The sequence below is a fragment of the Streptomyces sp. NBC_01142 genome (assembly GCF_026341125.1).
Lineage (GTDB): Bacteria > Actinomycetota > Actinomycetes > Streptomycetales > Streptomycetaceae > Streptomyces.
In genome coordinates, this window is sequence record NZ_JAPEOR010000002.1 from 3,262,544 (window position 1) to 3,288,684 (window position 26,141).

Annotated in this window: 21 protein-coding genes; 9 read left to right on the forward strand and 12 right to left on the reverse strand. The window is 72.3% G+C overall.

Going from position 1 to position 26,141, the window contains the following annotated elements:
- Positions 1 to 91: 91 nt before the first annotated feature.
- Both OG883_RS32505 and OG883_RS32510 read right to left on the reverse strand, forming a co-directional pair.
- Positions 92 to 1,072: a hypothetical protein gene (locus tag OG883_RS32505; RefSeq protein WP_266548374.1), complete on the reverse strand. Its 981-nt coding sequence runs from the start codon at positions 1,070 to 1,072 to the stop codon at positions 92 to 94.
- A 46-nt stretch (positions 1,073 to 1,118) separates the two neighbouring features.
- Complete coding sequence (locus OG883_RS32510) at positions 1,119 to 2,600, reverse strand: APC family permease (protein ID WP_266548377.1); 1,482 nt, start codon at positions 2,598 to 2,600, stop codon at positions 1,119 to 1,121.
- A gap of 349 nt (positions 2,601 to 2,949) precedes the next feature.
- On the opposite strand from OG883_RS32510, the gene OG883_RS32515 reads away from it, so the two are divergent.
- Positions 2,950 to 3,396 carry an RNA-binding S4 domain-containing protein gene (locus tag OG883_RS32515; RefSeq protein WP_266548379.1) on the forward strand — a complete coding sequence of 149 codons (447 nt, stop codon included), beginning with the start codon at positions 2,950 to 2,952 and terminating at the stop codon, positions 3,394 to 3,396.
- A 159-nt stretch (positions 3,397 to 3,555) separates the two neighbouring features.
- Here OG883_RS32515 and OG883_RS32520 read toward each other — a convergent pair whose 3' ends face one another.
- The 3 genes from OG883_RS32520 to OG883_RS32530 all read right to left on the reverse strand — a co-directional run bounded on the left by OG883_RS32520 (position 3,556) and on the right by OG883_RS32530 (position 8,291).
- Positions 3,556 to 5,565 carry an FUSC family protein gene (locus OG883_RS32520; protein ID WP_266548382.1) on the reverse strand — a complete coding sequence of 670 codons (2,010 nt, stop codon included), beginning with the start codon at positions 5,563 to 5,565 and terminating at the stop codon, positions 3,556 to 3,558.
- A 344-nt stretch (positions 5,566 to 5,909) separates the two neighbouring features.
- A complete protein-coding gene (locus tag OG883_RS32525) occupies positions 5,910 to 6,833 on the reverse strand; it encodes an endonuclease/exonuclease/phosphatase family protein (RefSeq protein WP_266549671.1) in 924 nt (307 codons plus the stop codon).
- 627 nt (positions 6,834 to 7,460) lie between these two features.
- Positions 7,461 to 8,291: a hypothetical protein gene (locus tag OG883_RS32530; protein ID WP_266548385.1), complete on the reverse strand. Its 831-nt coding sequence runs from the start codon at positions 8,289 to 8,291 to the stop codon at positions 7,461 to 7,463.
- 228 nt (positions 8,292 to 8,519) lie between these two features.
- Here OG883_RS32530 and OG883_RS32535 point away from each other — a divergent pair, with 228 nt between their 5' ends.
- The 4 genes from OG883_RS32535 (at position 8,520) to OG883_RS32550 (ending at position 11,675) form a co-directional block, all read left to right on the forward strand.
- On the forward strand, positions 8,520 to 8,897 hold the full coding sequence (locus OG883_RS32535) for a hypothetical protein (protein WP_266548388.1): 378 nt from the start codon (positions 8,520 to 8,522) through the stop codon (positions 8,895 to 8,897).
- Positions 8,898 to 9,151: 254 nt separating this feature from the next.
- On the forward strand, positions 9,152 to 9,706 hold the full coding sequence (locus OG883_RS32540; protein WP_266548391.1) for an NADPH-dependent FMN reductase: 555 nt from the start codon (positions 9,152 to 9,154) through the stop codon (positions 9,704 to 9,706).
- 134 nt (positions 9,707 to 9,840) lie between these two features.
- Positions 9,841 to 10,812, forward strand: a complete 972-nt coding sequence (locus OG883_RS32545; protein ID WP_266548393.1) for an ATP-binding cassette domain-containing protein — start codon at positions 9,841 to 9,843, stop codon at positions 10,810 to 10,812.
- Positions 10,809 to 11,675 (forward strand): ABC transporter permease, encoded by an 867-nt coding sequence (locus OG883_RS32550; RefSeq protein WP_266548395.1) that lies wholly within the window; start codon positions 10,809 to 10,811, stop codon positions 11,673 to 11,675. Before OG883_RS32545 ends, OG883_RS32550 begins: the two co-directional genes overlap by 4 nt.
- Before the next feature lie 121 nt (positions 11,676 to 11,796).
- On the opposite strand, the gene OG883_RS32555 is transcribed toward OG883_RS32550, so the two are convergent.
- A complete protein-coding gene (locus tag OG883_RS32555) occupies positions 11,797 to 15,168 on the reverse strand; it encodes an AAA family ATPase (protein WP_266548397.1) in 3,372 nt (1,123 codons plus the stop codon).
- A gap of 93 nt (positions 15,169 to 15,261) precedes the next feature.
- Entirely contained in the window at positions 15,262 to 15,729 is a 468-nt protein-coding gene (locus tag OG883_RS32560; protein ID WP_266548401.1) for a universal stress protein, read from the reverse strand.
- A 137-nt stretch (positions 15,730 to 15,866) separates the two neighbouring features.
- Here OG883_RS32560 and OG883_RS32565 point away from each other — a divergent pair, with 137 nt between their 5' ends.
- Positions 15,867 to 15,995 carry a DUF6126 family protein gene (locus tag OG883_RS32565; protein WP_266548404.1) on the forward strand — a complete coding sequence of 43 codons (129 nt, stop codon included), beginning with the start codon at positions 15,867 to 15,869 and terminating at the stop codon, positions 15,993 to 15,995.
- A 182-nt stretch (positions 15,996 to 16,177) separates the two neighbouring features.
- Here OG883_RS32565 and OG883_RS32570 read toward each other — a convergent pair whose 3' ends face one another.
- The 3 genes from OG883_RS32570 to OG883_RS32580 all read right to left on the reverse strand — a co-directional run bounded on the left by OG883_RS32570 (position 16,178) and on the right by OG883_RS32580 (position 19,757).
- The gene (locus OG883_RS32570) at positions 16,178 to 16,978 is read right to left on the reverse strand and encodes a DUF4239 domain-containing protein (RefSeq protein ID WP_266548408.1); all 801 of its coding nucleotides are present in this window, start codon (positions 16,976 to 16,978) and stop codon (positions 16,178 to 16,180) included.
- A gap of 79 nt (positions 16,979 to 17,057) precedes the next feature.
- Positions 17,058 to 17,546 carry a hypothetical protein gene (locus OG883_RS32575; protein ID WP_266548411.1) on the reverse strand — a complete coding sequence of 163 codons (489 nt, stop codon included), beginning with the start codon at positions 17,544 to 17,546 and terminating at the stop codon, positions 17,058 to 17,060.
- Positions 17,547 to 17,837: 291 nt separating this feature from the next.
- Positions 17,838 to 19,757, reverse strand: coding sequence for an AarF/ABC1/UbiB kinase family protein (locus OG883_RS32580; RefSeq protein ID WP_266548414.1), 1,920 nt, complete (start codon positions 19,755 to 19,757; stop codon positions 17,838 to 17,840).
- Between the two features lie 272 nt (positions 19,758 to 20,029).
- On the opposite strand from OG883_RS32580, the gene OG883_RS32585 reads away from it, so the two are divergent.
- The 3 genes from OG883_RS32585 to OG883_RS32595 all read left to right on the forward strand — a co-directional run bounded on the left by OG883_RS32585 (position 20,030) and on the right by OG883_RS32595 (position 22,888).
- On the forward strand, positions 20,030 to 22,051 hold the full coding sequence (locus OG883_RS32585; protein ID WP_266549674.1) for an FAD-dependent oxidoreductase: 2,022 nt from the start codon (positions 20,030 to 20,032) through the stop codon (positions 22,049 to 22,051).
- A gap of 24 nt (positions 22,052 to 22,075) precedes the next feature.
- The gene (locus OG883_RS32590; protein ID WP_266548417.1) at positions 22,076 to 22,621 is read left to right on the forward strand and encodes a PadR family transcriptional regulator; all 546 of its coding nucleotides are present in this window, start codon (positions 22,076 to 22,078) and stop codon (positions 22,619 to 22,621) included.
- Between the two features lie 84 nt (positions 22,622 to 22,705).
- Complete coding sequence (locus OG883_RS32595; protein WP_266548420.1) at positions 22,706 to 22,888, forward strand: hypothetical protein; 183 nt, start codon at positions 22,706 to 22,708, stop codon at positions 22,886 to 22,888.
- Between the two features lie 4 nt (positions 22,889 to 22,892).
- On the opposite strand, the gene OG883_RS32600 is transcribed toward OG883_RS32595, so the two are convergent.
- Positions 22,893 to 24,182: a serine/threonine-protein kinase gene (locus tag OG883_RS32600; protein ID WP_266549676.1), complete on the reverse strand. Its 1,290-nt coding sequence runs from the start codon at positions 24,180 to 24,182 to the stop codon at positions 22,893 to 22,895.
- 647 nt (positions 24,183 to 24,829) lie between these two features.
- Positions 24,830 to 26,140 (reverse strand): alpha/beta family hydrolase, encoded by a 1,311-nt coding sequence (locus tag OG883_RS32605; protein WP_266548422.1) that lies wholly within the window; start codon positions 26,138 to 26,140, stop codon positions 24,830 to 24,832.
- Position 26,141 lies beyond the last annotated feature (1 nt).

Below are 26,141 nucleotides of genomic sequence, written 5' to 3' on the forward strand. Positions count from 1 at the left end.
CATGTGGACCGGCATGCGAGTCGGCACGCGAGTAGTCGGCATGCCGACCGGCATGCTCGGCATGCGGACCGGCAGGTAGGTCGTATGTCTTTCACGAGGTGGCGCGCACCTGGGCGCGCCACCTCGTGAACTGTTCGGCCGCGTCCCCCGTGTACGACCACGGCACCCGCGCCGCCCGTGTCCCCAGCAGCCCGAACAGTTGCCGGGCCTCCTCGCCCAGCCCCGCGTAACAGGCCGCGTGGGTCAGATAGTTGAGCTCACCGATCTCCTGCGGGAACGCCGGGCCCTCGGGGCGCCCGCCGATCCAGCGGTCCCAGGTGCGCCGTACCTCCGTCACTGCCAGTTCGTGGTGCCAGTGCCGGCCGAAGTCCCTTACCGTCGCCCGCCCCGCCCGCCGTTCCCGGGCGGGCGCGCCCTCCGTGGCGTAGCGGTACTCCTCCACCCGCGCGATCTGTACCAGCACCGTCAGCGGCGATCCTGGCGGCGCCGCGCCCGCCGCGTCGCGGGCGAAGTCGTACATCGTGCCGTGTGTGCCGTGCCAGCGCGCCGAGTAGTAGCGCAGCAGCTGCACATGGCCCTCGATGTTGTACGGGTCGCGGCGGCGCAGCTCGTCCCACCAGTGCCGCAGTTCGCGCCGCGGGATGCCGTCCTCGTACAGCCGCGCCACCGTGAGCAGCGACACCCACGGCAGGGGGTCCGCCGGGCTCGCGTCGGCCGCGCCCAGGCAGGCGGTCACCACGCCGTCGAGCCGCGCATGGTCCGGGGCCGCGCCGCGGCCCGCCTCGATCGCCTGGTGGAAGACCCGTACGACCTCCGTCGCGGCCCGCAGCGCCGCCGCGTCCGGGTTGCCGGGCTCCGCCGCCCGCCAGGTCTCCACCGCCGAGGAGCCCGCCGCCGCATGGGAGAGGAGCCGCAGCCGGTGGGTGCGCAGAGGCCAGTCGTCGCCGGTGGAACGCAGCAGGTCACGTACGCCCTGCCAGCGTCCGATAACGATGTCGTGCACGGCCTCGGACAGTGGCCGGTCCCCGAAGGCGGGGTCGAAGTCGGGGACGAAGCGGCGGCGTGCGGCCATCTGGGGCGCCTCCCTACTACTACTTCAGCTGTCCGTCGGCGGTCGGTCAGAAGTCCGTGGCCAGTGCTTTGTCGGTGTAGTCCGGGTGCCCGGACGCGGAGTCGGGGTACCGCTCCTGCGCCTCGAGGGCCCGCTTCGCGTCCAGCCGTGCGGGGCGGTAGTACGAACTCCCCCGCCGCCAGTACACGATCATCGGCACCAGACCGGCGGCCAGCCCGCCGAGCCCGATCGCGATCGACGCGCCGCTCATCCCGAGCAGCGCCTCGATGAAGATCCAGAGCATGAAGAGCGCGCCGAACAGCGGCCAGGCCCCGCCGAGGACGAAGTCACGCACCGACGTGAGCAGCGTGCTGCGGTAGGCGACGACGGCCGCGATACCCGCCAGCCCGTAGTAGAACGTGATCTGCAGCCCCATCGCGGCGACGGCGGCCGTCAGGACCTCGCCGACCGAACCGAGCGCCGTGGAGGCGACGAACATCGCGAGCGCCACCGCGCCGACGACGGCGATCGCCACCCAGGGCGTGTTCCACCGCCGGTGCGCCGTGCCGAGCGCGGCCGGCATCGTACGGTCGCGGCCCATCGCGAACAGCGAGCGCGTCACCTGGATCAGGGTGGTCTCCAAGGTGGCGACGGTGGACAGCAGCACCGCCACGACCAGCAGTTTCCCGCCGATGCCCGGCCAGATCGCCTCGCCGAGCGTGCTCAGCACATCGGCGCCGCCGGCCCGGATGTCCTCGGCGGAAAGGATCACGTTCACCGCGATCGTGAAGGCCTCGAAGAGGAGGAAGACGACGCCGAGTCCGACGAGCGCCGCGAGGCCTGCGGTGCGGCGGCTGTTACGGGTCTCCTCACTGAGGTTGCTGGTGACGTCCCAGCCCCAGTAGTAGAAGGTGGCGATCAGCGCGCCGGAGGCGAAGCCGGCCGGTCCGTCGAAGTGGGAGAAGCCGAGCCAGGACCAGTCGAAGGCTGGCCCGGCCCCGGCTTCGGAGCGCAGCAGCGCGGCGACGACGAAGAACAGCAGGATCGCCAGCTCCGTCCCGGACATCAGCAGTTGCGCCCGTACGGTCAGCCGCGCCCCGCCCAGCACAACCAGCAGCATCGCCACGAACCAGGCCGCGCCGACGGCTGTCGCGAGCGCGGTGTTCCGGGCGAGGGCGGGGTCGAAGAGAGCGAGCGTCATCGCACCGGCCGGCAGCGAACCGGCCACCATGAAGATCGTCGCGGAGACGACGAGCGCCCAGCCGGAGAGAAAGCCGAGGAAGGGGTGGAGGGTGCGGCACACCCAGGAGTAGCCGGCGCCCGCGTTGACGTCGATCCGGCCGAGCCTGCCGAAGGCCAGGACGATGCCGAGCATGGGTATCGCGCAGTAGAGCAGCGAGGCCGGTCCCGCGAGGCCGACGGCGGCGGCGAGTACGGCGGTGGTGGCGGCGATCGAGTAGGCGGGCGCGCTGCCGGCGACGGCCATCACGATGGTGTCGAACGTACCGAGGACATTGGACTGAAGCCCTCTGCCGGAGCTGGTGCGCATGGAGTTCTCCGAATGCCCTTGTACTGAATGCCTGTGTTCCGCACGACATATGTCGGCATGTCAGAAAGGAACGCCCGCTCCGGAGGGAAGGCCTCCGTAATGGGAGATCGTGCGCATCGTAGTCGGATGTGTGCGTGGAGGTGAGGGGGTGGGGCTGCCCCGCACTCAGGGGTGGGTGACGCCACGTGCGTCTTCCTCGCGCTCCGTAGCACCCATACGCATGGACATGATGCGGCCGGCGCTCCCGGGACTCCCGGCGCTCCCGGGACTCCTTGCAGTGCGGCGCCGAGGCGGCGCGGGCGGAATAAGTCCCGGGGCTTTTGGGCCCGGGGGCCTTACCCTCGGGACCATGGCTTCAGAGGATTCGGTTTCGGCTGCGTCTCCGGTTTCGGGTGCTTCTCCGGTTTCGTCTTCGGCTTCGGTTTCGGATGGGGGGACCGTACGGGCGGACGCCTGGATCTGGTCCGTACGGCTGACGAAGACCCGCTCCCAGGCCGCTTCGGCCTGCCGCGCGGGACACGTCCGCGTCAACGGCGAACGGGTCAAGCCGGCGCATCTGCTGCGCGCGGGCGACCAGGTGCGGCTGTTCCACGCCGGGCGTGAGCGGCTCGTGGTTGTCTCGAAGATCATCCGGAAACGGGTCGGCCCGCCGGTCGCGGTCCAGTGCTATGTGGACAACAGTCCGCCGCCCCCGCCGCGGGAGTTCGTGGCCCCGGTGGCGGTCCGCGACAGGGGATCGGGCCGCCCGACCAAGAGGGACCGCCGCGAAATGGACCGCCTCCAGGGCGGCGCCTGAGAACGCGGGCGCTCGTTGCCGGGTCCGGGGATTGCGCGGTCCCCGGGGTGCCCGGGTGCCGCGGTGCCCGGGTCCCTGGGGTGCCCGGGTCCCTGGGGTGTCGGGGTCCGGGGGTGTGGGCCCTGCTTGGTGCGGGCCCCCGTTCAGGGAAAGGACCCGTCACACCGGCCGTCCCGGGGAGGCGATCGCCCTTGCCGCCTTCACCTCCTGGCGCAGGGGCGCCAGCACCCCCTCGTCGTCGCCCTCCAGCTCCGCCCGTACCTCCACCAGCACCTCGCTCGACCGCACCCCCTCCGCCAGCTCGTGCAGCTGCTGCTCGATGTCCGCCGCCTCGACCGGGGCCGGCGGCGTGGCCCCGTGGTCGACCCGGACCCGGGCCGCCGTCGTCGCGTCCACGATCCGCTCGACCGCCACGACCAGCGGCCACCACGCGGCGGCCCGCGCCCCCGTCGGGGGCGGCTCCGTCAGGGCCCGCTGGAATTCCGACCGTACGGACGACAGGTCCCGGTAGAGACGGCGGCGTCGGCGCTCCCGCTCGCCCCGGTCCTGCGTACCGGCGCCGAACGCGCATGCCACATAGCGCGCGGTGTCCTCCACGGCCTGCGCCAGCCGGTCGCCGATGCGGGTGTGCCAGCTCTCGGGCCAGAGCAGATAGCCCGCGACCAGCGCGATGGCGCAGCCGATGAGGCTGTCCACGAGCCGTGGCAGGACCAGGTCGAAGCCCTGGTGGTTGAGGATGTCGGACAGCAGCAGGATCACGGGCGTGATGGCCGCCGTCTGGAAGGCGTACCCCTTCACGGTGAAGGCGGGGATGAGCCCCGCGAGGGGCACCATCACCAGTACGTCCCACCAGCCGCGCGGTACCTGGGAGAGCACCGCCGCCGCGACGAGCAGCCCCGCCGCCGTGCCCAGCGCGCGCAGTACCGCGCGCGAGAACACCGAGCCGAAGTCGGGCTTCATGACGAAGGTGACGGTGAGCGCGACCCAGTACGAGCGGGGCACCACCACCAGTGACACCAGCCCCTGGGCCAGCCCGATGCAGAGCGCGAGCCGCAGTCCGTACCGCCAGGACGGCTCGGAGAGCAGCACACTGCGGGCCGCGCGCCGGACCCGGATACGCAGCGCCGCGGGCCGCCCCAGCAGGTCGTCCACCTGAGGGTGCTTCCGGACGGAGTCCGGGGAGCCGTCGGAGCCCGGGGACCGGTCGGGGGAGGTCCTGCGGACGGCGTCGGTCGTCTCCCCCACGACCGCGGCCGCGTGGCGCAGCGCCGTGTCGACGGCGCGGTCGGCGGGGCCTTCCGGCTCGGGCAGCGACAGTACGGGTGCCCCGCGCCGGTCCTCGGCGACCGCGTCCGCCAAGTCCCGCACGGCAGCGGCGATTTCCGGGCGCCGGGAGGCCCGGCCGTGCCGGTGCGCCGCGGGGGCCGCCTCGAGCAGCGGAATGAGCACATTGAGCTGGGCGAGCAGCCGCACCAGCGGGCTGCGCCGCCCATGGTCGCGGGCCCGCCGGGCGAGGATCAGGTCGTAGGAGGTGTTGAGGGAGTCGGTGACGGCCTGACGCTTGTCGTCGTACGCGGCAGTACCCGCGGCCTCCAGCAGATCGGCGACGCTTCGATAGGTCCCGACCACCGCGGCCCGCTCCGGCAGCCGGCCGCGCAACGGCCAGGCCAGCAACGTCAGTACGAGCACGAACAGCCCGCCGAGCGTGAGCAGCAGGGGGGCCTTCCACCAGGGCCCGGGCATCGGCAGCCCCGCGCCCACCACCGCATTGAGCAGGAGCAGCAGCCCGGAGACGGATGCCACCGCGCCGATCGACGAGATCATCCCGGAGACGAGCGCGACCAGGGTCAGCACGCCGACCGCGGCCCAGCCCTCCCCGTACACGAGCGTGCCGAGGGTGACGCCGACCGCGCCGAAGAGCTGCGGGACCGCGATGTTGAAGATCCGCATCCGGTAGGCGTCGGCGGTGTCGCCGATGACGCCGGAGAGGGCGCCCATCGACACCAGCGCGCCGTACGCGGGCTGCCCGACGGCGAGTCCGACCGCGAGCGGCGCGGCGAGCGCGACCGCGGCGCGGGCGACGGCGGCCCAGGGCACGGGTGCGGTCTGCGGCCGCAGGCTCTTGAGCAGCCACTCGGGTGGGGACAGCCGTCCCGCTCGGGTCTCCATGGTCCAAGACATGCCTCAACGAGGTGGACGGGAGCAAGTCGGCGCAGGAAATCCCCGTACTGAATCCTTCACAGGACCCGTCACAGGACCCGTCACAGGACCGTCACGGGACTTTCAGAGGACCGTCAGAGGACGAGACCGTCTTGCCGTTGGCTTGCTGGGCTTGCCCCGTGGGCGCGGCCCGCGCGGTTCTGCGCGCGTGCGTCCGGGGCTTTCTCCAGGGGGAGTTCGGCGTCGACCGTGGCCGTCAGCGCGCCGTTTCTGCGCGCCGTCGAGGGCAGCCGCGGCCACGGAACGTGTCGTGAGCGCCCGCCTGCCGTCCCCGCTCCCGCCCGGGCGCGCGGTCAGCGCACGTCGTGCAGTTCGAGCTCGACGAGCAGCGACCGGTGGTCGGTGTCGGCCAGATCCAGGAAGCGGGCCTTGCGGACGGAGAAGTCCTCGCTGATCAGTACGTGGTCGATCTGGGCACCCAGCGGGCGGCGGGCCGCGGCCGGCCAGGACGGGGTGCGGGCCGCGCCCGCGAGGGTGGCACTGTCACTCAGGGCGCCCGCGTCGAGGATCCGGCGGAAGGCCGCGTGGTCCTGGGTGGCGTTGAAGTCCCCGGCGAGGACGGTCGGCTGCCCCTTGGCTCCGGCGGCGTACGTACGCACCAGCCTGAGCTCCCGCTGCCATGCGTCCACCCCGCCGGGGACGGGCGGCAGCGGGTGGGCGAGCTGGAGGTTCACGGGGCGGCCGCCGACGACGGCGACCGAGCCCGGCATGGCGAGGGTGGCGGAGATTCCCGGGGCGGGGCGCAGCGGGTGCTTGCTGAGGATGGCCGAGCCGGAGGCCGAGTGGCCCTCGATGACGTTGCGGTACGGATAGTCGGTGCGGGAGACCTCCGCCGTGAGCGCGTGGGAGCAGGCCCCGTCGCACTCCTGGACGAACACCAGGTCGGGCTGCTCACTGCGGATGGTGGCCACCAGCCCCTCGGTGGCGTTCCCGAACTCGACGTTCGAGGTGAGCACCTCGAGGCGGGCGACGACAGGACCCGGCGGGTCGTCGGCCAGCCCGGTGTCGTACGGCCTGACGAACCACCCGATGACCGCGAGCACCGCGGCCGCCCAGACCATGACCGCGGGCCGGCGCGCGAGCAGGGCGAGCAGCAGGGCGGCCCCGGCGGGCAGCAGCAGCCAGGACAGAAAGGCCAGCAGCTGGGGTACGGGAGTGATGCCGTCGGTGTCCGCGACGCGGCAGGCGGCGACCACGCTGGGAACGATGAGCAGCAGACCGGCCGACCAGGTGGCGCCGCGGCGCCCGCCGGAAGGGCGGGAGGGGGCGCCATGACCGGCGGCGTCCGGGGCCGGCGTCGTGAGGGCGCTGTCCAAACCGGCCTCCGTGCCGCGGGGTGTCAGTCTCTGGTGAGGACGCCAGTTTCGGTGAGTTTGTTGCGCCCGTCGCGACTTTTGACCGAGACGGCGTCGGGTGGGTGCGGCTCGGGTTCCTGCGTGGTGCGGGTCCACGTGGCTCGGGCCTGTGGCGCGGGGTCCTGCTTTGGTGCGGGTTCCGGGGCCCCTCCGGGCTCGACTCCTCGGGGTCGGCGGCATACAGGGTCCCGTTTTCGTGGGCCGGGTTTTGCCGCCAATCCCCTGCGGGGACGACCCTGCACGGCCCCTCCCCACCAGAACGGGAAACGGGGCGGGCCAGCCCCTGTGGTGCGGGTGCGGCAGCCCTCGCACCCCGGAGGTCCTCGCCTCGCCGAGCCGGATGCGGCGGCACGAAGCTGCCGGAGTGGTGGGGAGTGTCAGCCCCCACGTAGCCCCTCCCCCTCATGGGGGCCTGAGGGCAAGGGGCGGGGGACAGGTTCCCGGTCACCGGACAAGATCCTGCCGGGCCCGGACAACAGCCCGGCGGGCTCAGGGCATTCGGGCCGCCCGGGTCCGCCGCCGCCGGTCCAGGAGCCAGGCGGCGAGCGCCAGTGCGAGCCCCACGGCCAGTAGCCACCACGCGGTCGTACGGAGCGTGGCCGTCAGCGCGTCGTACGCCGCACCCGCCGCCGCGCGGTCCACGTCCGGCGGCAGATCGTCGAGCGCCGGCCCGCGGACGACCGCGACGGTGATGCGCAGCAGCACCCCGCCCACCGCGAGTGCCAGCCCGATGCCGATCAGCGCGCGCCCTCTGTGTACGGCGAGGAGCACCCCGCCCGCCGCCAGCAGCAGCGTCGCCACCGGCAGCCAGGGCCCGGCGATCCGGAGTACGCGGAAGGCCTCGCGCGCCGCGCCGAGCTTGTCGGACTCCAGGATCGTGATCCGGGTGCCCTCGACCGGGATGCTGTCGGCGAACGGCACTCCCTCCTCGCTGAGCTGCTGTTTCACCTGTGCGACGACGGGTGTCAGGTCGATGGTGACCCTGTCGCCGCTCTCGCTGGTCAGGGCGGTTTCGACGGCGGTGTGGGCGGCGCGGTTGATGGTGTTCCAGGCGGCCTGGAAGGCGTCGGTGTCGGCGAAGGAGAGCACCGCTTCCTGCAACAGGCTCCGGACGCCCTCCTGGAAGGGGCCGACGTCGATCTCCTGCATGACCTCGGCGGTGATCCGGACGGCGACGGCGTTCTGTACGGCGGGGTCCGAGGCGAGGGGCGCCATGGTGGCGACGTAGTTGTCGGTGTCGCCGACCTCCAGGTCGCCCCAGACGGCGAGCGCGCTCAGCGGTGTCAGGACGGCCACGAGGACGATCAGTACCGCTGACACCGCTGAGAGGAAGCGTCGCACTCCTCAAGGGAACGCGCGCAGCGGCACGGCCGCGAGCGGTACGCCGCCGACCGGGGGCACGGGGCGCGGGGGCGTGGTGGTGGCCCGGGGCCCCTTCGGTCCGTACGCCTGCCGAGGGCTGCGACCCGGCCGTCCGACTTGCCGGGCGGTGGGCGCGGGTGTGCTCTGGGAGAGGAACGGGGGACGCGAGGGAAGGAGCTCTCCGCCATGGCCGCACATGCAGCGGTGCCCGTCCGGCACCACGGTTCTCTCAGCTGGGCGCTGCCCGTCGCCCTGGGCGCGCTCTACGGCTTCTACGCGGGGTTCCTCCGCCGTCAGCATTCGCCGCTGAACTGGGGCGATGTCCTGTTCGGCCTGATCGCCGGCCTGGTGCTGGCGGGACTCGCGTACACGCTGGGCCGGTATCAGCACACCCTGCCGCGCGAGTTGCGCGCGGCCGCGTACGGGGCGCTCTGCGGTGTGGCCATGGGCTTCCTGTACAGCCAGAGCGGGGACAGCGTGCTCAAGTGTGTGGGGATCGGGGTGACGCTGGCCGCGGCGATGACCGCTGCGTCCTTCTACATCTTCTACAGGCGTGAGGACTAGGGGCTCAGGCTCCGAGGGCTTTGCGCACCGCAGCGGTGACCGCCCCTCCCGGGAGGCGGCCGCCTCCGCCAGTGGCTGCGCCGCCCGCTCCGGCCGCCCGGCCAGGTACTCCGCACCGGCGGGCCCCTCCTTCGCGACTCGGGCCCGGACTGACGCCTGTTCCCCGCGCGGCCGCCAGATCTGATCTGGCGGCCGCGCGTCGTCGTCTCGCGCCCAGGGGGTGAGGGCTGGAGACCGACGGAGGGAGGCGCCCCATGCAGGACCAGGACACACCGCCGCTGCGTGTCGCGGTCATCATCGGCAGTACGCGAGAGGGGCGCGTCGGCGAGAAGGTCGGACGCTGGTTCATGGAGCGGGCGTCCGGGCGGGACGATCTGGAGCTGGCGGTCGTCGACCTCATCGACTTCGACTTCCCGGCGCGCTATCCCGACCGGGCCACCGGGCAGATGAGGGACTTCATCACGGAGGTCGGCCGTGCCGACGCCTTCGTGGTCGTGACCCCCGAGTACAACCGCTCCTTCCCCGCCTCCCTCAAGCAGGCCATCGACTACGCCTACGACGAGTGGCACACCAAGCCGGTCGCCTTCGTCAGCTACGGGCACGGCTCCGGAGGTCTCTACGCGGTCGAGCAGCTGCGCTCGGTATTCACGGAGCTGCACACCGTGACCCTGCGCAACGGCGTGAGCATCAACCTCCTCGACGAGGCGTTCGAGGACCGGGAGGGGGCGGCGGGTCTGATGCTCGACCAGCTCGGCTGGTGGGGACTGGCCCTGCGCGAAGCCCGCGCTGCCCGCCCGTATGTCTCCTGAGGCTTCCCCCGGTGAACCGATGAACCGATGGCGCCCACCCGTGCCTTGTTCTGGTGCCTTGCCCGCCGATGACTTCTGCCGGCGGTGCGAGTCACCCCCTTTGACCTCCCAGAGACCTTCAGAAGGAACTGACGATGAGCACAGATCTGGCAATCGAGACCGAGGGCCTGGTGAAGGTCTTCGGTGAGAACCGGGCCGTCGACGGAGTCGATCTCAGCGTGCCGGCGGGCACGGTCTACGGCGTCCTCGGCCCGAACGGCGCCGGCAAGACGACCACCGTGCGGATGCTGGCGACCTTGCTGCGGCCGGACGGTGGTCATGCCCGGGTCTTCGGGAAGGATGTGCAGAAGGACGCCGATGCCGTACGGAGCAGGGTCAGCCTGACCGGCCAGTACGCCTCGGTCGACGAGGACCTCACCGGCACCGAGAACCTGGTGCTCCTCGGCCGGCTCCTCGGTCACGCCAAGCCGGCCGCGCGGCAGCGTTCCGCGGAGCTGCTGGAGGCCTTCGGGCTCTCCGAGGCGGCCGACAAGCAGGTGAAGAACTACTCGGGCGGCATGCGGCGCCGTATCGACATCGCCGCGTCCATTCTCAACACCCCTGATCTGCTCTTCCTCGACGAGCCGACCACCGGGCTCGACCCGCGCAGCCGCAACCAGGTCTGGGACATCGTGCGGGCGGTCGTCGCCCAGGGCACCACGGTGCTGCTGACCACGCAGTATCTGGACGAGGCCGACCAACTGGCCTCCCGTATCGCCGTGATCGACCACGGCAAGGTGATCGCGGAGGGGACGAAGGGCGAGCTGAAGGCCTCGGTCGGGTCCGGCGCCGTCCATCTGCGGCTGCGTGACGCCGGCCAGCGTCCGGACGCCGAGCGGGTGCTGTCGGCGGCTCTCGACGCCGAGGTGCAACTGGACGCCGATCCGGTCGCCCTCACCGCCCGGGTCAACGGCCACGGCACCGATCAGGGTGCGGCGGAGCAGGCAGCCCGAGCCTTGTCCGAGCTGGCCCGGTCCGGAATCACCGTGGACAACTTCGCGCTGGGCCAGCCCAGCCTGGACGAGGTCTTCCTCGCCCTCACCGACAAGAAGGGGACGGCGGCATGAGCACCGCGACCACCACGAAGTCCGCCAAGGACATGGGCGACCTCGCGCTCGAAGCCCCCAAGGCCGAGCATCTCGCCGCCCTGCTGGTGAGCAAGGAACGGCCCCCGCGGCCGAGCGCGCTCTCCGCCTCCCTCACCTTCGGCTGGCGGGCCATGCTCAAGATCAAGCATGTGCCGGAGCAGCTCTTCGACGTGACGGCGTTCCCGATCATGATGGTGCTGATGTACACGTACCTCTTCGGAGGGGCACTGGCCGGCTCGGTCTCGGCGTACATCCAGTTTCTGCTGCCCGGCATTCTCACCATGAGCGTCGTGATGATCACGATGTACACCGGTGTCGCGGTCAACACCGATATCACCAAGGGTGTTTTCGACCGCTTCCGTACGCTGCCGATCTGGCGGCCGGCCCCGATGGTGGGCTATCTGCTCGGCGATGTGATCCGCTATCTGATCGCCTCTGCGGTGATGCTGGCCGTCGGCATGATCATCGGTTACCGCCCGCACGGCGGACCGGTGGGCATTGTGCTCGGGGTCGCGCTGCTGATGGTCTTCTCGTTCGCCTTCTCCTGGATCTGGACGATGTTCGGCCTGCTGCTGCGCACCGAGAAGTCGGTGATGGGCGTCAGCATGATGGTGATCTTCCCGCTGACCTTCCTGAGCAATGTCTTCGTCGACCCGAAGACCATGCCGGGCTGGCTCCAGGCCTTTGTGAACAACAGCCCGGTCACCCATGTCGCCACGGCGGTGCGGGAACTGATGGCGGGTAACTGGCCGACGGCGGACATCGCCTGGTCCCTGGGGTGGGCCGCGGTGCTGGTGATCGTCTTCGGCTCGGTCACGATGAGGCTCTACAACCGCAAGTGAGCGCTGCGGTACGCAAGTCCCCCAGCCAGGCGCCCCCGGGATCAAGGGGGCGCCTGCCGTCGGCCCGGGCGGGGCGGCCACGGATCTCGCGGCCGTCAGAGCGTCAGAGCGGGCAGAGCGGTCAGAGCCGCCAGTCGACCGTGAGCGGGGGACGGTAGGAGCAGGACGACCCGGTGCCCACGGACTCCCTCAGATGCGCGGCGAGTTCCGGATGGAGGGCGTCGAGTTTACGGAGGGTGTCGCGGATCCGGGCGGTGACCGTCTTACGGGCCCGCTCGGCCTCGTCCCCCAGCCGCCGGGTGCGGCCGCCGAGACCCGCCGCGGTGCGCAACTCATCGAGCAGCGCGGACCGTTCGCGGTCGAACTCGGCGGCCCGGCGGTCGTCGCCCAGCTCGCTCGCGCGGTCTATCTCGTCGTCGAGCCGCTCGAGCCGCCGCCGGTACCGGCTCTTCGCCTCCTCGTCGAGCACCGGGTCCCCGCCGAACCGGCGTGCGGCGGCCACGGCCTCCCCGCCTTCGGGATCGAGCAGCAGCACGGCGGGCAGGTCGTCCCCGGGACGGGCCAGCAGGGTGTGCAGATCCCGCAGCCCCTTCGCATCGGGCACATGCACGGCCCGTCCCCCGAAGCCGAGGGCCCACACGGCCCCGTCCCTTCGGAACTCACCCTGCGGGACGGGGGGGTGTTGCACATCGTGGTGCGGGGAGTGCGCGCCGGCCCCGGTGGCGTGCCCCGCGGCGGGGGACTCGGCCGCGCCGGGGTGCCTCGGTGTGCCCACCTCGGCGGGCACCGAGCCCGCGCCCGCGGCGCCGTCCCCCGCGCCCGTCGCGGCACCCGGGGCCGCGTCCGTTGCGGCCCCCGTAGTGCTCTCGGCGACCCGGCCCGCACCACCGGCGGTCGGCTCGCCGCCCCGTTCCGATGCCCCACCGGCACCCGTGCCCGCCCCCTCCAGCAAGTGGGTGAGGCCCAACTCCCTCGCCTCCACACGTGTCCGAGCGAGCAGCTCCGCCGCCTGCGCCTGCGCGCCGCCCTCCCGCAGTGCGGCCACCAGCGCCGCCCTCGCCCGGACCGACCAGGGTCTCGCGCAGAGCCGGTCCGCCGATGCGTACGCCGCCGTGAACGCCGCGGCCGCCTCGTCCCACCGGCCCCGAGCCGCGTCCAGCATGCCCAGCCACAGGTCGACGGGACCACTGATGTCGCAGCCGTACAGCGAGACGACCCACTGCCCCGAATACGGCTCGAGCGCGGCTCTGGCCTGCTCGATCCGTTCCAGATCGCCCGAGGCCGCCGCCACCTGCGCCCGCAGCCGCATCCACAGCGGGGCGAACATGCGGGGGAACGGCTCCGGCTGGGCCTCCAGCTCGGTCACCAGGCGCAGCGCGACCGCACTCTCGCCCCGCTCGGCCGCGGTGATCGCCTCCAGCAGCCGCGGGTAGGGGTGGCCGTCCTCGTCGAGGTGGGCCGTCACCGCGGCCGCCTCCTCGAACCGGCCCTGGAGCAGAAACAGCGCCCACTGCATGTGGGAGGCCATTGAGGTGAACACCGCATGCTCGTGCTGCAGCCCCGCCACCTGCGACAGGAAGTCCCCGGCCTCCCTGAAGCGCCCATGGAGGGCGGCGATCAGGGACTGGTCGACCGCCATGCCCAGCTCGAAGCGGCGCAGGGCCATCCGCTCGCTGAGGGTGATGAAGGTGCGCAACTGGTCGAGGTAGCGCGGGTCACCGCGCTCCAGCAGGGTGACCCAGCGCATCGCGGTGGCGTGCAGTTCCATGTCGCGGTTGTGCGTACGACGGGCGACCGCGGCCATCTCGTCGGTGAGCGCGAGCCGTTCGGTGGAGCTCCCCAGGCCCCAGATCGAGTCGTGCCGCGCCCACAGGGAGAACGCGAGCGCCTCGTCGTCCTCGCCGCGCCGGGCCAGCGCCGTGGTCCGCACGGCCAGTTCCTGCGCGATCCGCTCGGGGCCGAGTTCCGCCAGGTCCTCCTCGCTGCCGCCGATCAGTGCCCGGTGCGCCTCCCGCAGCAGCCCCGCCGCCTGTGTGCGTCTGTCCGGCGGGTAGCCGTTCTGGTGCAGGGTGATCGCGACGCGGGCGAGCAGCTCGGGCTCGCGCAGCTCACGGGCGAGGGCCACCGCCCGTTCGAAGCACCGCCACCCCTCGTCGTCCTCGCCGCCGTGCCGCAGCTCGCCGCCCAGGTCGAGGGCGATCAGTGCGGCTCTGCGGGCATCGTCGCCGGCGGTCTCCAGCGCCCGCCGGTAGTGGCCGACGGCCTCCTCCCGGGCCAGCCTGCTGGACGCGTCCCTGGCCGCCGCGAGCAGCAGCTCCACCCGGCGGTCGCGTTCCAGCCCCTCGCCCGCCAGATACGCGTGCCGCGCCAGATCGGCGGGGAAGACCTTCTCGCTGAGGGCCGGGGAGCCGTCCAGGGCCCGTACGACACCGGCGTGCCGCGTCCGTGTCTCCGGCTCCCCCAGCGCCTCGTACAGCGTTTCCCGTACGAGATCGTGGGCGAAGGCGAACCGGCCGCCGGTGCGCGCGATCACCAGCCGGGCCGCGACCGCCCGCGCCAGCAGCCGGTCCACGTGCGGCACGGGTGCCGACGCGGCCGCGGCGAGCACCTGGCGGTGGAACTCCCGGCCCAGCACGGCCGCCGTGACCAGCAGCGCGCCCACCGGCGCCGGCAGCATGCCGAGCCGCCTCCGCACCGCCTCGCGCACGCCCGGCGCCACCGTGGTCACCGGGCTGCCGCTGTGCCAGATCCGGGCGGTCTGCTCGACGAAGAACGGGTTCCCGCCGGTGCGCCGGTGCACCTCGTCGACCAGTGAATCCTCCGGCTCGACGCCCGCGGTCAGCGCGATCAGCGCACCCACCTCGTCGCGCTGCAACCCGGTCAGCGTCACGGTCGTCGCGGCCCGCGCGGCCAGCGGCAGGATCAGCTGCTGGAGCGGATGGTCGGCCGACTCCACCTCGACGTCGCGGTACGTCCCGATCAGCAGCAGCCGCTCGAACCAGGCGTGCTGGGCCGCGAATTCGAGGAGCTTGAGCGAGGCGGGATCGGCCCAGTGCAGATCGTCCAGTACGACCACGAGCGGCCGTTTCTGCGAGACCGTGACCAGGGCCGTCGTCACCGCGTCGTACAGCAGGAAGCTCTCGCCGCCGCTCTCCGCCTCGCCCGGGGCCTCGCCGAGCAGCACCGCGAGCCGCCCGCCGGCCGCCTTCTCGGCCTCGGCCCACTCGTCCTCGTCCACACCGCGCCGCAGCCCGCGCACGACCTGCACCCAGGGCCAGTACCCCGGCGCGCTCTCGGAGTCCCAGCAGGACCCGCCGAGCACCAGGGCCCCGCGTCGCCGCGCCTCGTCGGCGGCGTCGGTGACGAGCGTCGTCTTGCCGATGCCGGCCTCGCCCGTGACCAGCACCAGGCCCCCGTGGCTGTCCGTCGCCCGGCCGATCTCCGCCCGGAGGACGCCTGCGGGGTGGTCGCGCCCGATCAGTGCAGGGGTCATGCCGAGAACCATAGGAGGCACCACTGACAAGGGGCGCGGGAGTTTCCGGACCTCAGCCGCTACCCGGATCGCCGCTCCCGTACCCGGATCGGCTCAGTCCGTCCCCGCCTCGCCCCGCACCACGACCACCGGGCACGGTGCGTGCTGGGTGACATGGAGCCCGACCGAGCCGAGCATCGTCGCCTCGAAGCCGCTGTAGCCGCGGTCACCGACCACCAGCAGCGAGGCGCCCCCGGCCCGGTCCATCAGGGCCTGAGCCGCGTTCCCGATCCGGACCGTTCGGGTGATGGCGGCCGCTCCGTCCTCGCCGAGGGTCTGTTCCAGGGCGTCGTCGAGGATCTGGGCAGCCAGCTTCTCCGGGTCGAAGTCCGTGGGCATGCTCGGCACCATCGACGCCCAGCCGGCGGCCGGGTACTCCCAGCTCATCACGGCCTCCACCGTGTCACCGGACAGCCCGGCCTGCCGTACGGCCCAGCGCAGGGCCTTGAGCGACGGCACGGAGCCGTCCACGCCGACCACGATCCTGCCCGCCTCTGCCATGCCCGCCGCCTCCCTACGCATGCGTGTACGTGTAGCCGTATACAAGACTACGCAAAATCGGACAATCAGGTTCACTCGGTGCGTCCCCGGCGTCGGCCCTCGTACTCTGTGACGGGGGCGCACCCCACGTACCGGACCTGACCGGCTGGAGGCCTGTGGTGAGTGAGAGCGAGAGCTGGAAGGAGCGAGGCGTCGCACTCCGCGTCTTCGTCTATGTCTTCGCCACCCACCTCTTCGCCGGCTTCATCTGGCTGCTCTTCTACGTCGGGGAGAACGCCCAGAAGTGAGCCCGGGAGACGGTGCGAGCGGCCACGACGCCCGTCTCGTGCGCTCCCGCCGTCGCGGCCGGGGCCAGGCGCTCGGCACGGCGGCGACGTCGGGGGCCCCTTGCTTGTTTCTCCGGCCGTGCAGTCCAGCCGTGCAGTCCAGGCATGCAGTCCGGCAGTGCAGTCGGGCCGCGCAGAAGCTGTCAGCCCCGCCCCGCCGCGCTCGTGAACAGCTGGTGGAAGGCGTCCGCGGAGTCCGAGCCCGACCGGCCGAAGGGTGCGTCGAAGTCCCAGACCAGGAAGAGAAGAAAAGCGATCAGGGCACTGAACACCCCGGCCAGCAGCAGCTCCCGGGGTGAACGGCCGATCTGCATGGTGAAGATCAGCCCGACCGTGATCAGTGCCCCGGCGATCAGGCCGAACCACACGACGCCCGGCAGCGTCTCCCCGGCGTTCTGCGCACGTGCGTTGCGCGCGTCCTCGGCGATCGCGACCTGGTCGACCATCGGCTGGTACGCCTGTGCCTCCAGCTCGCTCGCCGGCGCACGCTCCGCAATGTCCTTGCGTACGACGTCGAGCAGTTCCGCGCCCCGGCCGGACAGCTCGTGGCGGTTGATCATCCGCGGCCACTCCTGGTGGACGACATGGGAGACGTAGGCGTCGATGTCCGCACGCAGCTGCTTCTGCACGCCGGCCGGGTAGACCTGGGCCCGCTGGGTGACTTCGTGCAGCGCCTGCGCCTCGCGGCGTACGTCGTCCTGCGCCGTGCCGCGCGCCTCCCAGACGCCTGCGATCGCCAGACCGAGCACGATCGCGTACACGACGCCGACCATCATCGTCATGTACTCGAGGACGTCGGGGGTCTCGGCGGTCTCCACCGGCCCCGCCCCGGCCCCTGCGCCTGCGCCTGCCCGGTTCAGCCTGCGATGCCTGAGCACGGTGATGACAAGGACGAGGGCGCAGGCGATGGCCATCGCGATGGCAAGGACCAGCCATTCCGACATGAGGGTTCTCCGAAGTGCTGTGGTGGTGGGGGCGGGTGGTGCCGGTGATTCGGATCGTGTGGATGGTGGCGAGTGGGGGTCAGGCGCGGCCGCGGCGGGCGGCGGACTGTGAGCGGGGCCGCAGGAGTGCCGCCGCGAGCACCGCAGGGGTACTGGTCACCAGGGTGAGGGTGACGAGGGACGCCCCGGTGGCGGCCTTCCTCCCGGGCGCCCGGCGGTAGTTGCGTGCCGCGAAGACGGGCGACGGCGAAGGCCCGGGACCCGCGGCGGGCGGGCGCGCGGGGGCGGGCGGGGCCGTCCGGGGAACGGTCTCCCGCGGGGGGTCCGCCGGCGGTACGACCTTGGCACGCGGCGGCTCCGGCGGCTCGGGCGGCTGCACGGGTGGCGGTGGCTCGGGCGACGGCGACGGTGGCTCCGGAGCGGGCGGAGTCGGCTCGGGCGGCTCGGGAGCGGGCGGCGGCGGAGTCGGTTCGGGCGGCTCGGGAGCGGGCGGTTCGGGTGGTTCGGGCGCCGGCGGCGGCGGGGTCGGTTCGGGCGGCGGCGGGCAGTTCTCGAGGTTCACCGACACCGAAACCGACACCGGAACCGGAACCGGAACCGACACCGAGACCAGAACCGAGACCGGAACCGGCACCGAGACCGGAACCGACACGGAAACCGGCTTCGGTGCATCGGCCGCATCAGCCAGTGAAATACCTAAGGCAACCCCCTGCGGGCCAAGAACTGCCGCGATCCCCAGTGCGCTCAACTGCTCCCAACAGGCCACTGGACCACGGTATGGCCGCTCGGCCGCGTGGGTGGCCGCGGTCACCCGAACGGATGATCAGCACAATTGTCGGACTGTCTGCCGGACGACCCGTCAGGACAGTGGACGCGTAAGGACGTGGACCGTACGCAGCACGACCGCGGCCGACAGCACCAGCAGGTGGTAGCCGATCACCGCGTACAGACTCAGCGAAGCGGTCAGCTGCGGTCCGCCCGCAGTGCCCAGCAGCTGGACCCCCGTCACACCGAAGAAGATGCCGAGGAAGGTCAGCAGTACGCGGCTGAGCAGCTCACCGGCGACCCGCCGGTCGCGCGGGTCGGCGAGCAGGCGGACGCTCACGCCGAGCCGCCCGTCCTCCAGCGCGCTGCCGATCCGGTCCAGTCGGCGCGGCAGTCTGCGCAACACCGGCAGCAGGGCGATCAGTTCGTCGCGCACCGCGTCCCGCGCGGTCTCCGATCCCAGCTGCTGGGTGAGGCGGTCGGAGGCGTACGAACGGGAAGCGGCCAGCATGTTGAAGCCCGCCGAGACGCGGTCGAGGGTGCCTTCCAGGGTGCCGAGCGCCCGGAACACCGCGGCGATCTCCGGCGGCACGGCGAGCCGGAAGTCGGCGACCAGACGGAAGAGATCGGTGAACATCTCGGTGCCGGGGGCCGAGCCGTGTCCGAGGTGGCGGGCGCTGAACTGCCCGAGTGCCCGCTGGAGCCGCTGCTCGTCGACGTCCTCGGGCCGGTCGGTGATCTCGAGCAGGGCGTCGCGCAGCGCGGCCGGGTCGCCGCGGTCCACGGCGAGGAAGAGCCCGGCCATCGCATCCCGCAGACCGGCGTCTATCCGGCCCACGGAGCCGAAGTCCAGCAGCGCGGGGGAGCCGTCGGGACGCAGCAGGATGTTGCCGGGGTGCGGATCGGCGTGGAATACGCCGTCGTAGACGATCTGGTTGAGGAGCGCGGTGAACAGCGTCCGGGCGAGCGCCCTGCCGTGCTCCTCGCTCTCGGTCCGCGCCTGGCCGAGCGGTACGCCGTCGATCCGGCTCATCACCAGAACGCGTTCGGTGCTCAGCTGCTCGTACAGCACCGGCATGTGGACGCTGCCGTCCTTGCGGGCCTCGGCCGCGTGCCGTACCGCCTTCATGTTGCGGGCCTCGACCCGGAAGTCGAGCTCCTCGCGCAGCGCCACCGCGAAACCCTGCGCCAGCTCGGTCAGACGGAGGCTGCTGCCCCAGTCGGTGCGGCTCTGGAGGGTGGCGGCGAGGCGGTTCACGATGTCCAGGTCACGTTCGACGAGGTCCCGTATCCCCGGCCGCTGCACCTTGACGATGACGCGGGTGCCGTCGTGCAGCACGGCGGCGTGCACCTGGGCGATGGAGGCGGCGGCGAGCGGGAGGTGGTCGAACTCCGCGAACACCTCGTCGGGCGGGGCGCCGAGGCCGGCCAGCAGCGCGGCCTCCACCTCCGCCCAGGGGGCAGGGGGCACCTGGTCCTGGAGGTGGCTGAGCTCCTCGATGTACGGGGCGGGCAGCAGATCGCGCCGGGTGGACATGAGCTGCCCGAGCTTCACAAAGGTGGTGCCGCCCGCCTGGAGGGCCTGCCGCAGCTCCTGGGCGAGCAGCTCGTGGCGGGTGTCGCGCGGTCGGCCGCGGCCGCCGATGTACGGGCCGAGTCCGTGGCGTCCTGCGATCCGGACGATCTGCGAGTAGCGGTGTACGCGCGCCAGCCGGCCGCGCAGCCGCTGGGCCCACGACAGCGGGCGCAGCCCGCCGGGCGCCACCAGGTCCATGGCGACCAGGGTCACCATGGAGGCCAGCATGCCCAGGCCGACCATCAGCGTGAACAGTTCGGGACGCGGTCCCTGGGACTGGAACAGGGGGCCGACCACCGACCCGGAGAGGGCGTTCCCGACGAAGCCGGCCAGCACGACCCGTGACGGGCCTGCCTGGATGCCGAGCAGCCGGCGGGCGAGCAGGGGTGGCAGGACGACCACCGAGAAGGCGCCGACCAGCGCGCCGATGACCCACATGTCTGTCCGCTCCCCCGCAAGGCCTCCGGCCGGACCCCCCGTCCGGCTCCGGATCATGATTCCGGATCGGCGGGTGCCGCGCAGGAAAACGCTTTTGCACTTTGTTGCATAATCGCCTCGGGGCGACTAGAACTGAACCGTCGACCCCTGCGCGAGGAGGCGCCCCGATGAGCCCGAACCCGACTCCGAGCCCCGGCCCGAGCCCGAGCCCGAACCTGACTCCGACTCCGAGCTCCGGCCCGAGCGCGACTCCGAGCTCCGGCCCGAGCGCGATGAGCCCGTACCCGCATCTGCTGCGCCCGCTCGACCTCGGGTTCACCACGCTGCCCAACCGGGTGCTGATGGGTTCGATGCACGTCGGCCTGGAGGAGGCGGAGAACGGCTTCGAGCGCATGGCCGCCTTCTACGCCGCCCGCGCCCGCGGCGGCGCCGGCCTCATCGTCACGGGCGGCATCGCCCCCAACGACCGGGGACGCCCCTACGAGGGCGGCGCGAAACTCACCAACGAGGCCGAGGCGGCAGGCCACCGGAAGGTGACCGCCGCCGTGCACGCCGAGGGCGGCCGGATCGCGATGCAGATCCTGCACTTCGGCCGGTACGCGTACCACGCCGACCTGGTCGCGCCCAGCGCCATCCAGGCTCCCATCAGCCCGTTCGTCCCCCATGCGCTGACCGACGCCGAGGTCGAGGAGACCATCGAGGACTTCGTACGGGCGGCGGCGCTGGCGAAGTCCGCCGGCTACGACGGCGTCGAGATCATGGGCTCCGAGGGCTACTTCATCAACGAGTTCATCGCGCGCCACACCAACCATCGCACCGACCGCTGGGGCGGCTCGTACGAGAACCGCATCCGCCTCCCCCTGGAGATCGTCCGCCGCACCCGCGAGCGGGTCGGCCAGGACTTCATCCTGATCTACCGGCTCTCCATGCTGGACCTGGTGCCCGGCGGCTCCTCCCTCCAGGAGGTGATCACTCTCGCCAAGGAGATCGAGAAGGCCGGAGCGACGATCATCAACACCGGGATCGGCTGGCACGAGGCCCGTATCCCCACCATCGCGACATCGGTGCCGCGCGGCGCGTACACCTGGGTGACCAAGAAGCTGATGGGGTCCGTCTCGGTCCCGCTGGTGACCAGCAACCGCATCAACACCCCGGAGATCGCCGAGCAGCTGCTCGCCGAGGGGCGCGCGGACATGGTGTCGCTGGCGCGCCCCTTCCTCGCCGATCCCGACTTCGTCGCCAAGGCGAAGGCTGACCGCGCGGAGACCATCAACACCTGCATCGGCTGCAACCAGGCCTGCCTGGACCACACCTTCAGCGGCAAGATCACCTCTTGCCTGGTCAACCCGCGCGCCTGCCACGAGACCGAGCTCGTCCTCTCCCCGACCCGCCTGCGCAAGCGCGTCGCCGTGGTCGGCGCGGGTCCTGCCGGACTCGCCTGCGCCGTCTCGGCGGCCGAGCGCGGCCACGAGGTGACCCTCTTCGACGCGGCGTCCGAGATCGGCGGCCAGCTGAACGTCGCCAAGCGGATCCCGGGCAAGGAGGAGTTCAACGAGACCCTGCGCTACTTCCGTACGCAGCTGGAACTGCACGGCGTGGAGGTGCGGCTGAACACCCGGGCCACCGCCGCCGACCTGACCGCGGCCGCGTACGACGACGTGGTGGTCGCCACCGGAGTCACCCCCAGGACCCCCGAGATCCCGGGCGTCGACCACCCGAGCGTCCTCAGCTACCTCGACGTCCTGCGCGACGGTGCGCCCGTCGGCAAGCGTGTCGCCGTCATCGGCGCGGGCGGCATCGGCTTCGACGTCGCCGAGTTCCTCACGGACGGCGGCGAGGGCGCGAGCCTGGACGCCGGAATCTACTTCCGTCAGTGGGGCGTCGACACCGACTACAGCGCCCCGGGCGGCCTGGCCGCCCCGGAGCGCCCCGCGCCGCCGCGGGCCGTGCACCTGCTCCAGCGCAAGACCGGCAAGGTCGGCGCGGGGCTCGGCAAGACGACGGGCTGGATCCACCGCACGGAGCTCAAGCACCGCGGGGTGACGACCACGGCCGGGGCGACGTACGAGCGGATCGACGACGAGGGCCTGCATGTGACCGTGGACGGGGAGACGACCGTGCTCCCGGTCGACACGGTCGTGCTGTGCACGGGCCAGGAACCGCAGCGCGCGCTGTACGAGGAGCTGAGCGCCGCGGGACAGCCGGTGCATCTGATCGGTGGCGCGGACGTGGCGGCGGAGCTGGACGCGAAGCGCGCGATCGACCAGGGCACCCGGCTCGCGGCGACGCTGTGACGCTCCCTGCCTAGGATGCGGGCCATGTCCCTCCCGCACGCGATCCTCACGGCCCTGCTCGAAAAGCCCTCCTCGGGGCTGGAGCTGACCCGCCGCTTCGACAGGTCGATCGGCTACTTCTGGTCGGCGACCCACCAGCAGATCTACCGCGAGCTGGGGAAACTCGAGCGGGCGGGCCACATCCGCGCCCTGGCGCCCGCGCAGCCGACCCGCGGGCAGAAGAAGGAGTACGAGGTCCTGCCCGCGGGCCGTGAGGAACTGACGGCCTGGGTCGCGAAGGCCGAGGACCCCAAGCCGGTCCGCGACCCGCTGCTGTTGCGGCTGCGTGCGGCGGGTGTGGTCGGCAGCGAGGGGCTGGGGGCGGAGCTGGGACGTCACCTTGCACTGCACCGGCGGCAGTTGGACGAGTACACGGCGATCGAGGCCCGTGACTTCCCGCCGGAGCGGCAGGCGACGGAGCAGGACCGGCTGCGGCATCTGGTGCTGCGGGGCGGGATCGAGCTGGAGACGTTCTGGACGAAGTGGCTCACCGATGCGCTGACGGAGTTCGGCGGGACGCCGCCGGCCTGAGCCTCCGGGCGGGTTTCTGTCGCTCGATTACGCCCTCATATGTCCCGAAATGCGAAACCTGACGGCCCGTGAGATTCTCGCCGCGTGATCTACTCCTTGATCGCCGCGTTCTCCGCGGCCGCGCTCGCCCTGGTCCTCAGATCGGCCCTCGGCCTGTCCCGCGCGGGCAACGCCGACCCGTCCGCCGAAGCCCACTCCGTGACACTGGCGCTCTACGGCTGCCTTGTCGCGCTGGTGGCGCTCGGCCTGATGGTCACCCTCATGTGAGCCGTCAGCGGCGTTCCGACAGCGGCTCGGCCGGCGGACTGTCGGCGGAGCCGGTTTCGGGAGAGAACAGGGCCATTCCTATGAGTACGGCCGCAAGGAAGGCGACCGCGCCGCCAATGGCGCTCGCCACACGTGGCCGGCGCCGGACGAGCGCCCGGGCACCGGTCCGCCGGGCAGGCTTCGCGCGGTGGGAGGAGTCCGTTCGTACGGTGGTGGCTGCCGGCAGCCGGTAGACCGTCGCGGGCCCGGCCTCCGCGTCGTGCGCTCGCGCCGCTCCTGCCGTTCCTGCCGCTCGCGGTGCTCGTGCCGCTCCTGCCGCCCGTCGTGCTCGTGGTGCTCGCGGTGCCTGTGCCGGCCGCGTTGCCGGGGAGGGCGCGCGCCTCACGGCCGGGTTCGGCATCGGCGCCGGGTTCGGCATGGGCGCCGGCATGGGCGCCGGCATGGGCGCCGGCATCGGCATGGCCAGGGGCATGGGTTCCGGGCGCCCGCGCCAGGCGTCCGAACGGAACCAGTCGGCCACCTGCTCGGCCGGGGGACGGTCCTCGGGCTGCTTCGCCAGCAGCCCCAGCAGATACGCCTCGAAGGCCGGGGACACCGCGGCACCCAGCTGTCTGGGCGGTACGGGAACGGCGTCGACATGCTGATACAGCGTGCCGGTCGCGGTGTCGGACCGGAAGGGCGGCCGTCCGACGAGCAGTTGGTAGAGCACGCAGCCGAGGGAGTACATGTCGGACGCGGGGCCCGCCGTCCGGCCCAGTGCCCGCTCGGGAGCCAGGTAGAGGCTGGTGCCGACGATCTGCCCGGCGGTGGTGAGCGCGGCGGAGGGGTCGTCGAGGAACCGGGCGATGCCGAAGTCACCGATCTTGACGGTCCCCTCGCCGTCCAGCATCAGATTGCCGGGCTTGATGTCCCGGTGGACGACGCCCTGACGGTGCGCCACGGCCAGCCCGGCCGCCGCCTGAGCGGCGATGTGCGCGACCCTCTCGGGACTCAGCGCCTCTTCCGAGGCGAGCACCTGGGCAAGGCTGACGCCCTCGACGAGCTCCATGACGAGATAGAAACGGTCGTCCCACGCACCGAAGTCGAACACCGCCACCAGGTGAGGGTGGCTCAGCCGGGCAGCGGTCTGCGCCTCCAGGCGGAAGCGGGCGGTCGCCGAGGCGTCAACTTCACTGTCCAGCAGCAGTTTCACGGCGACGGGCCGCCCGAGAACCTCGTCCGTGGCGCGCCAGACCTCACCCATCCCGCCACGCCCGATAGGGGTGTCCAGCCGGTACCGATCCGCCACCAGCACCTGCGCACCAACCTCGATCACGTAAGCCCACCCCGACTGCTGCGGAGGCGACTTCACCCGGAGCGGGACGAGCACAGTCCGCAGCCGGATCAGGGTACCGGGCAGTTCGTCCGTGTACCTCACGGGCCGAACGCAGGCTACGGAAGAGGCTGTGCGGTGCCGACCGCCGCCGGCAGCGCGATGGTGTGCGCGGGGCCGCCCGCGAGTGCCGTTCTTGTGCCGCCGACGGCGTTCTTGTGCACGCCCGGGGCGTGTGGGAACAGGGCGGGGACGGCAGACGCGCAGTGGGTTGGCTCGGTACGAGGACGACGAGAACCCGCAGTCCCTGCGCATCCACAGGCATGTCCCGGTGAGTAACCGGGGCGTAGGGGCGCCGGGTTGAGGCTTCTCCCCGGGGCACGCACCGGCGGACGCCGACTGTGGGCGGGGCGGCCGGAACTGTGGACGGCCGCGCGGAGCGAGACCCGCCTCATCGGTGCCGACGTCTCTCGGGCAGCCCCGCGTGCGGCTGCGATCAAGCGATGGCCGCGGGCACGGTGGACGCCCGGTCGGCGGCTGCCCGACCACCGGCCCGTGCTGGATGCGGCGGAGTTCGAGGTGCGCCGACCGGCGCGTTCTCCTTGCCGCCGAACGCCGGTGAGTGGGCGTCACCCGGCCTGCGCCACCAGGTGCCTGGTGAACCAGTCCCGGGCGAGGCCGGCGACCGCGTCCAGGGCTCCCGGTTCCTCGAAGAGGTGGGTGGCGCCCGGGACGACCTCGAGCCGGTTCTCGCAGCGCAGCTCCTCCTGGGCCTTGCGGTTGAGCTCGAGCACCAACGTGTCGTGGCCGCCCACGATCAGCAGCGTGGGCGCCCGTACGTCGGCGAGCCGCGGCCCGGCGAGGTCGGGCCGGCCGCCCCGGGAGACCACGGCGCCGATGTCCGTGCCGCCGCCCGCGTTCACGGAGGCTGCGGCCGCAAGCGCCGCCGCGGCTCCGGTGCTCGCCCCGAAATAGCCGATCGGGAGGGACTCGACGGGCTCGTGGCCGCGCAGCCAGCGGGTGGTGTCGGCCAGCCTCCCGGCCAGGGTCTCGATGTCGAAGACGTTCGCACGGTCGGCTTCCTCCGCAGGCGTGAGCAGGTCGAAGAGCAGGGTGCCCAGCCCCGCCCGGTTCAGGGCCGCTGCCACCGACCGGTTGCGTGGGCTGTGCCGGCTGCTGCCGGAGCCATGGGCGAACATCACGACCGCCCCGGCGCTCTGCGGCAGCGTGAGATCCCCGGCCAGCCGGACGCCGCCCGCGTCCACCTCGACCCCCACCTCCAAGGTGACCTCCGGCCGGCCGGCCGACGCGGTGGCCTGCGCCAGCAGGTCGACGACCTCCTCGTCGGGGGTCTGGGAGAAGTCCTGGTACCACTCGCCGACGGCGGAGAACATGCGCGGCGTGGAGAGGCACACCACCTCGTCCGCCTTGGTGCGGAGCCAGGCGACCGCGTCCGGCGGCGCCACCGGAACGGCCAGCACCACACGGGCCGCGCCCTGCGCCCGTACGACCTCGCACGCGGCCGCGGCCGTGGCGCCGGTCGCGATCCCGTCGTCCACCACGATCGCCGTCCGGCCCTCGAGCGCCAGCCGCGGCCGGTCGTCGCGGAACCGCCGCGCCTGCCGTACGAGCTCCGCCTCCTCGGCGTGCTCGACGGCTGTGAGCTCCTCCCGCCGCACCCGGCTGAGGCGGACGATGTCGTCGCTGATGACCCGTACCCCGCCCTCACCGATGGCGCCGAAGCCCAGCTCACGGTGGTACGGGACCCCGAGCTTGCGGACGACGATCACGTCGAGCGGCGCGCCGAGCGCCCGCGCCACCTGGAAGGCCACCGGGACGCCGCCCCGCGGCAGGCCGAGGACCACGGGTTTCTCCCCCTCCAGATGCCGAAGCTCTTCGGCAAGCCGCCGGCCCGCATCCGTGCGATCGGTGAACAGCACA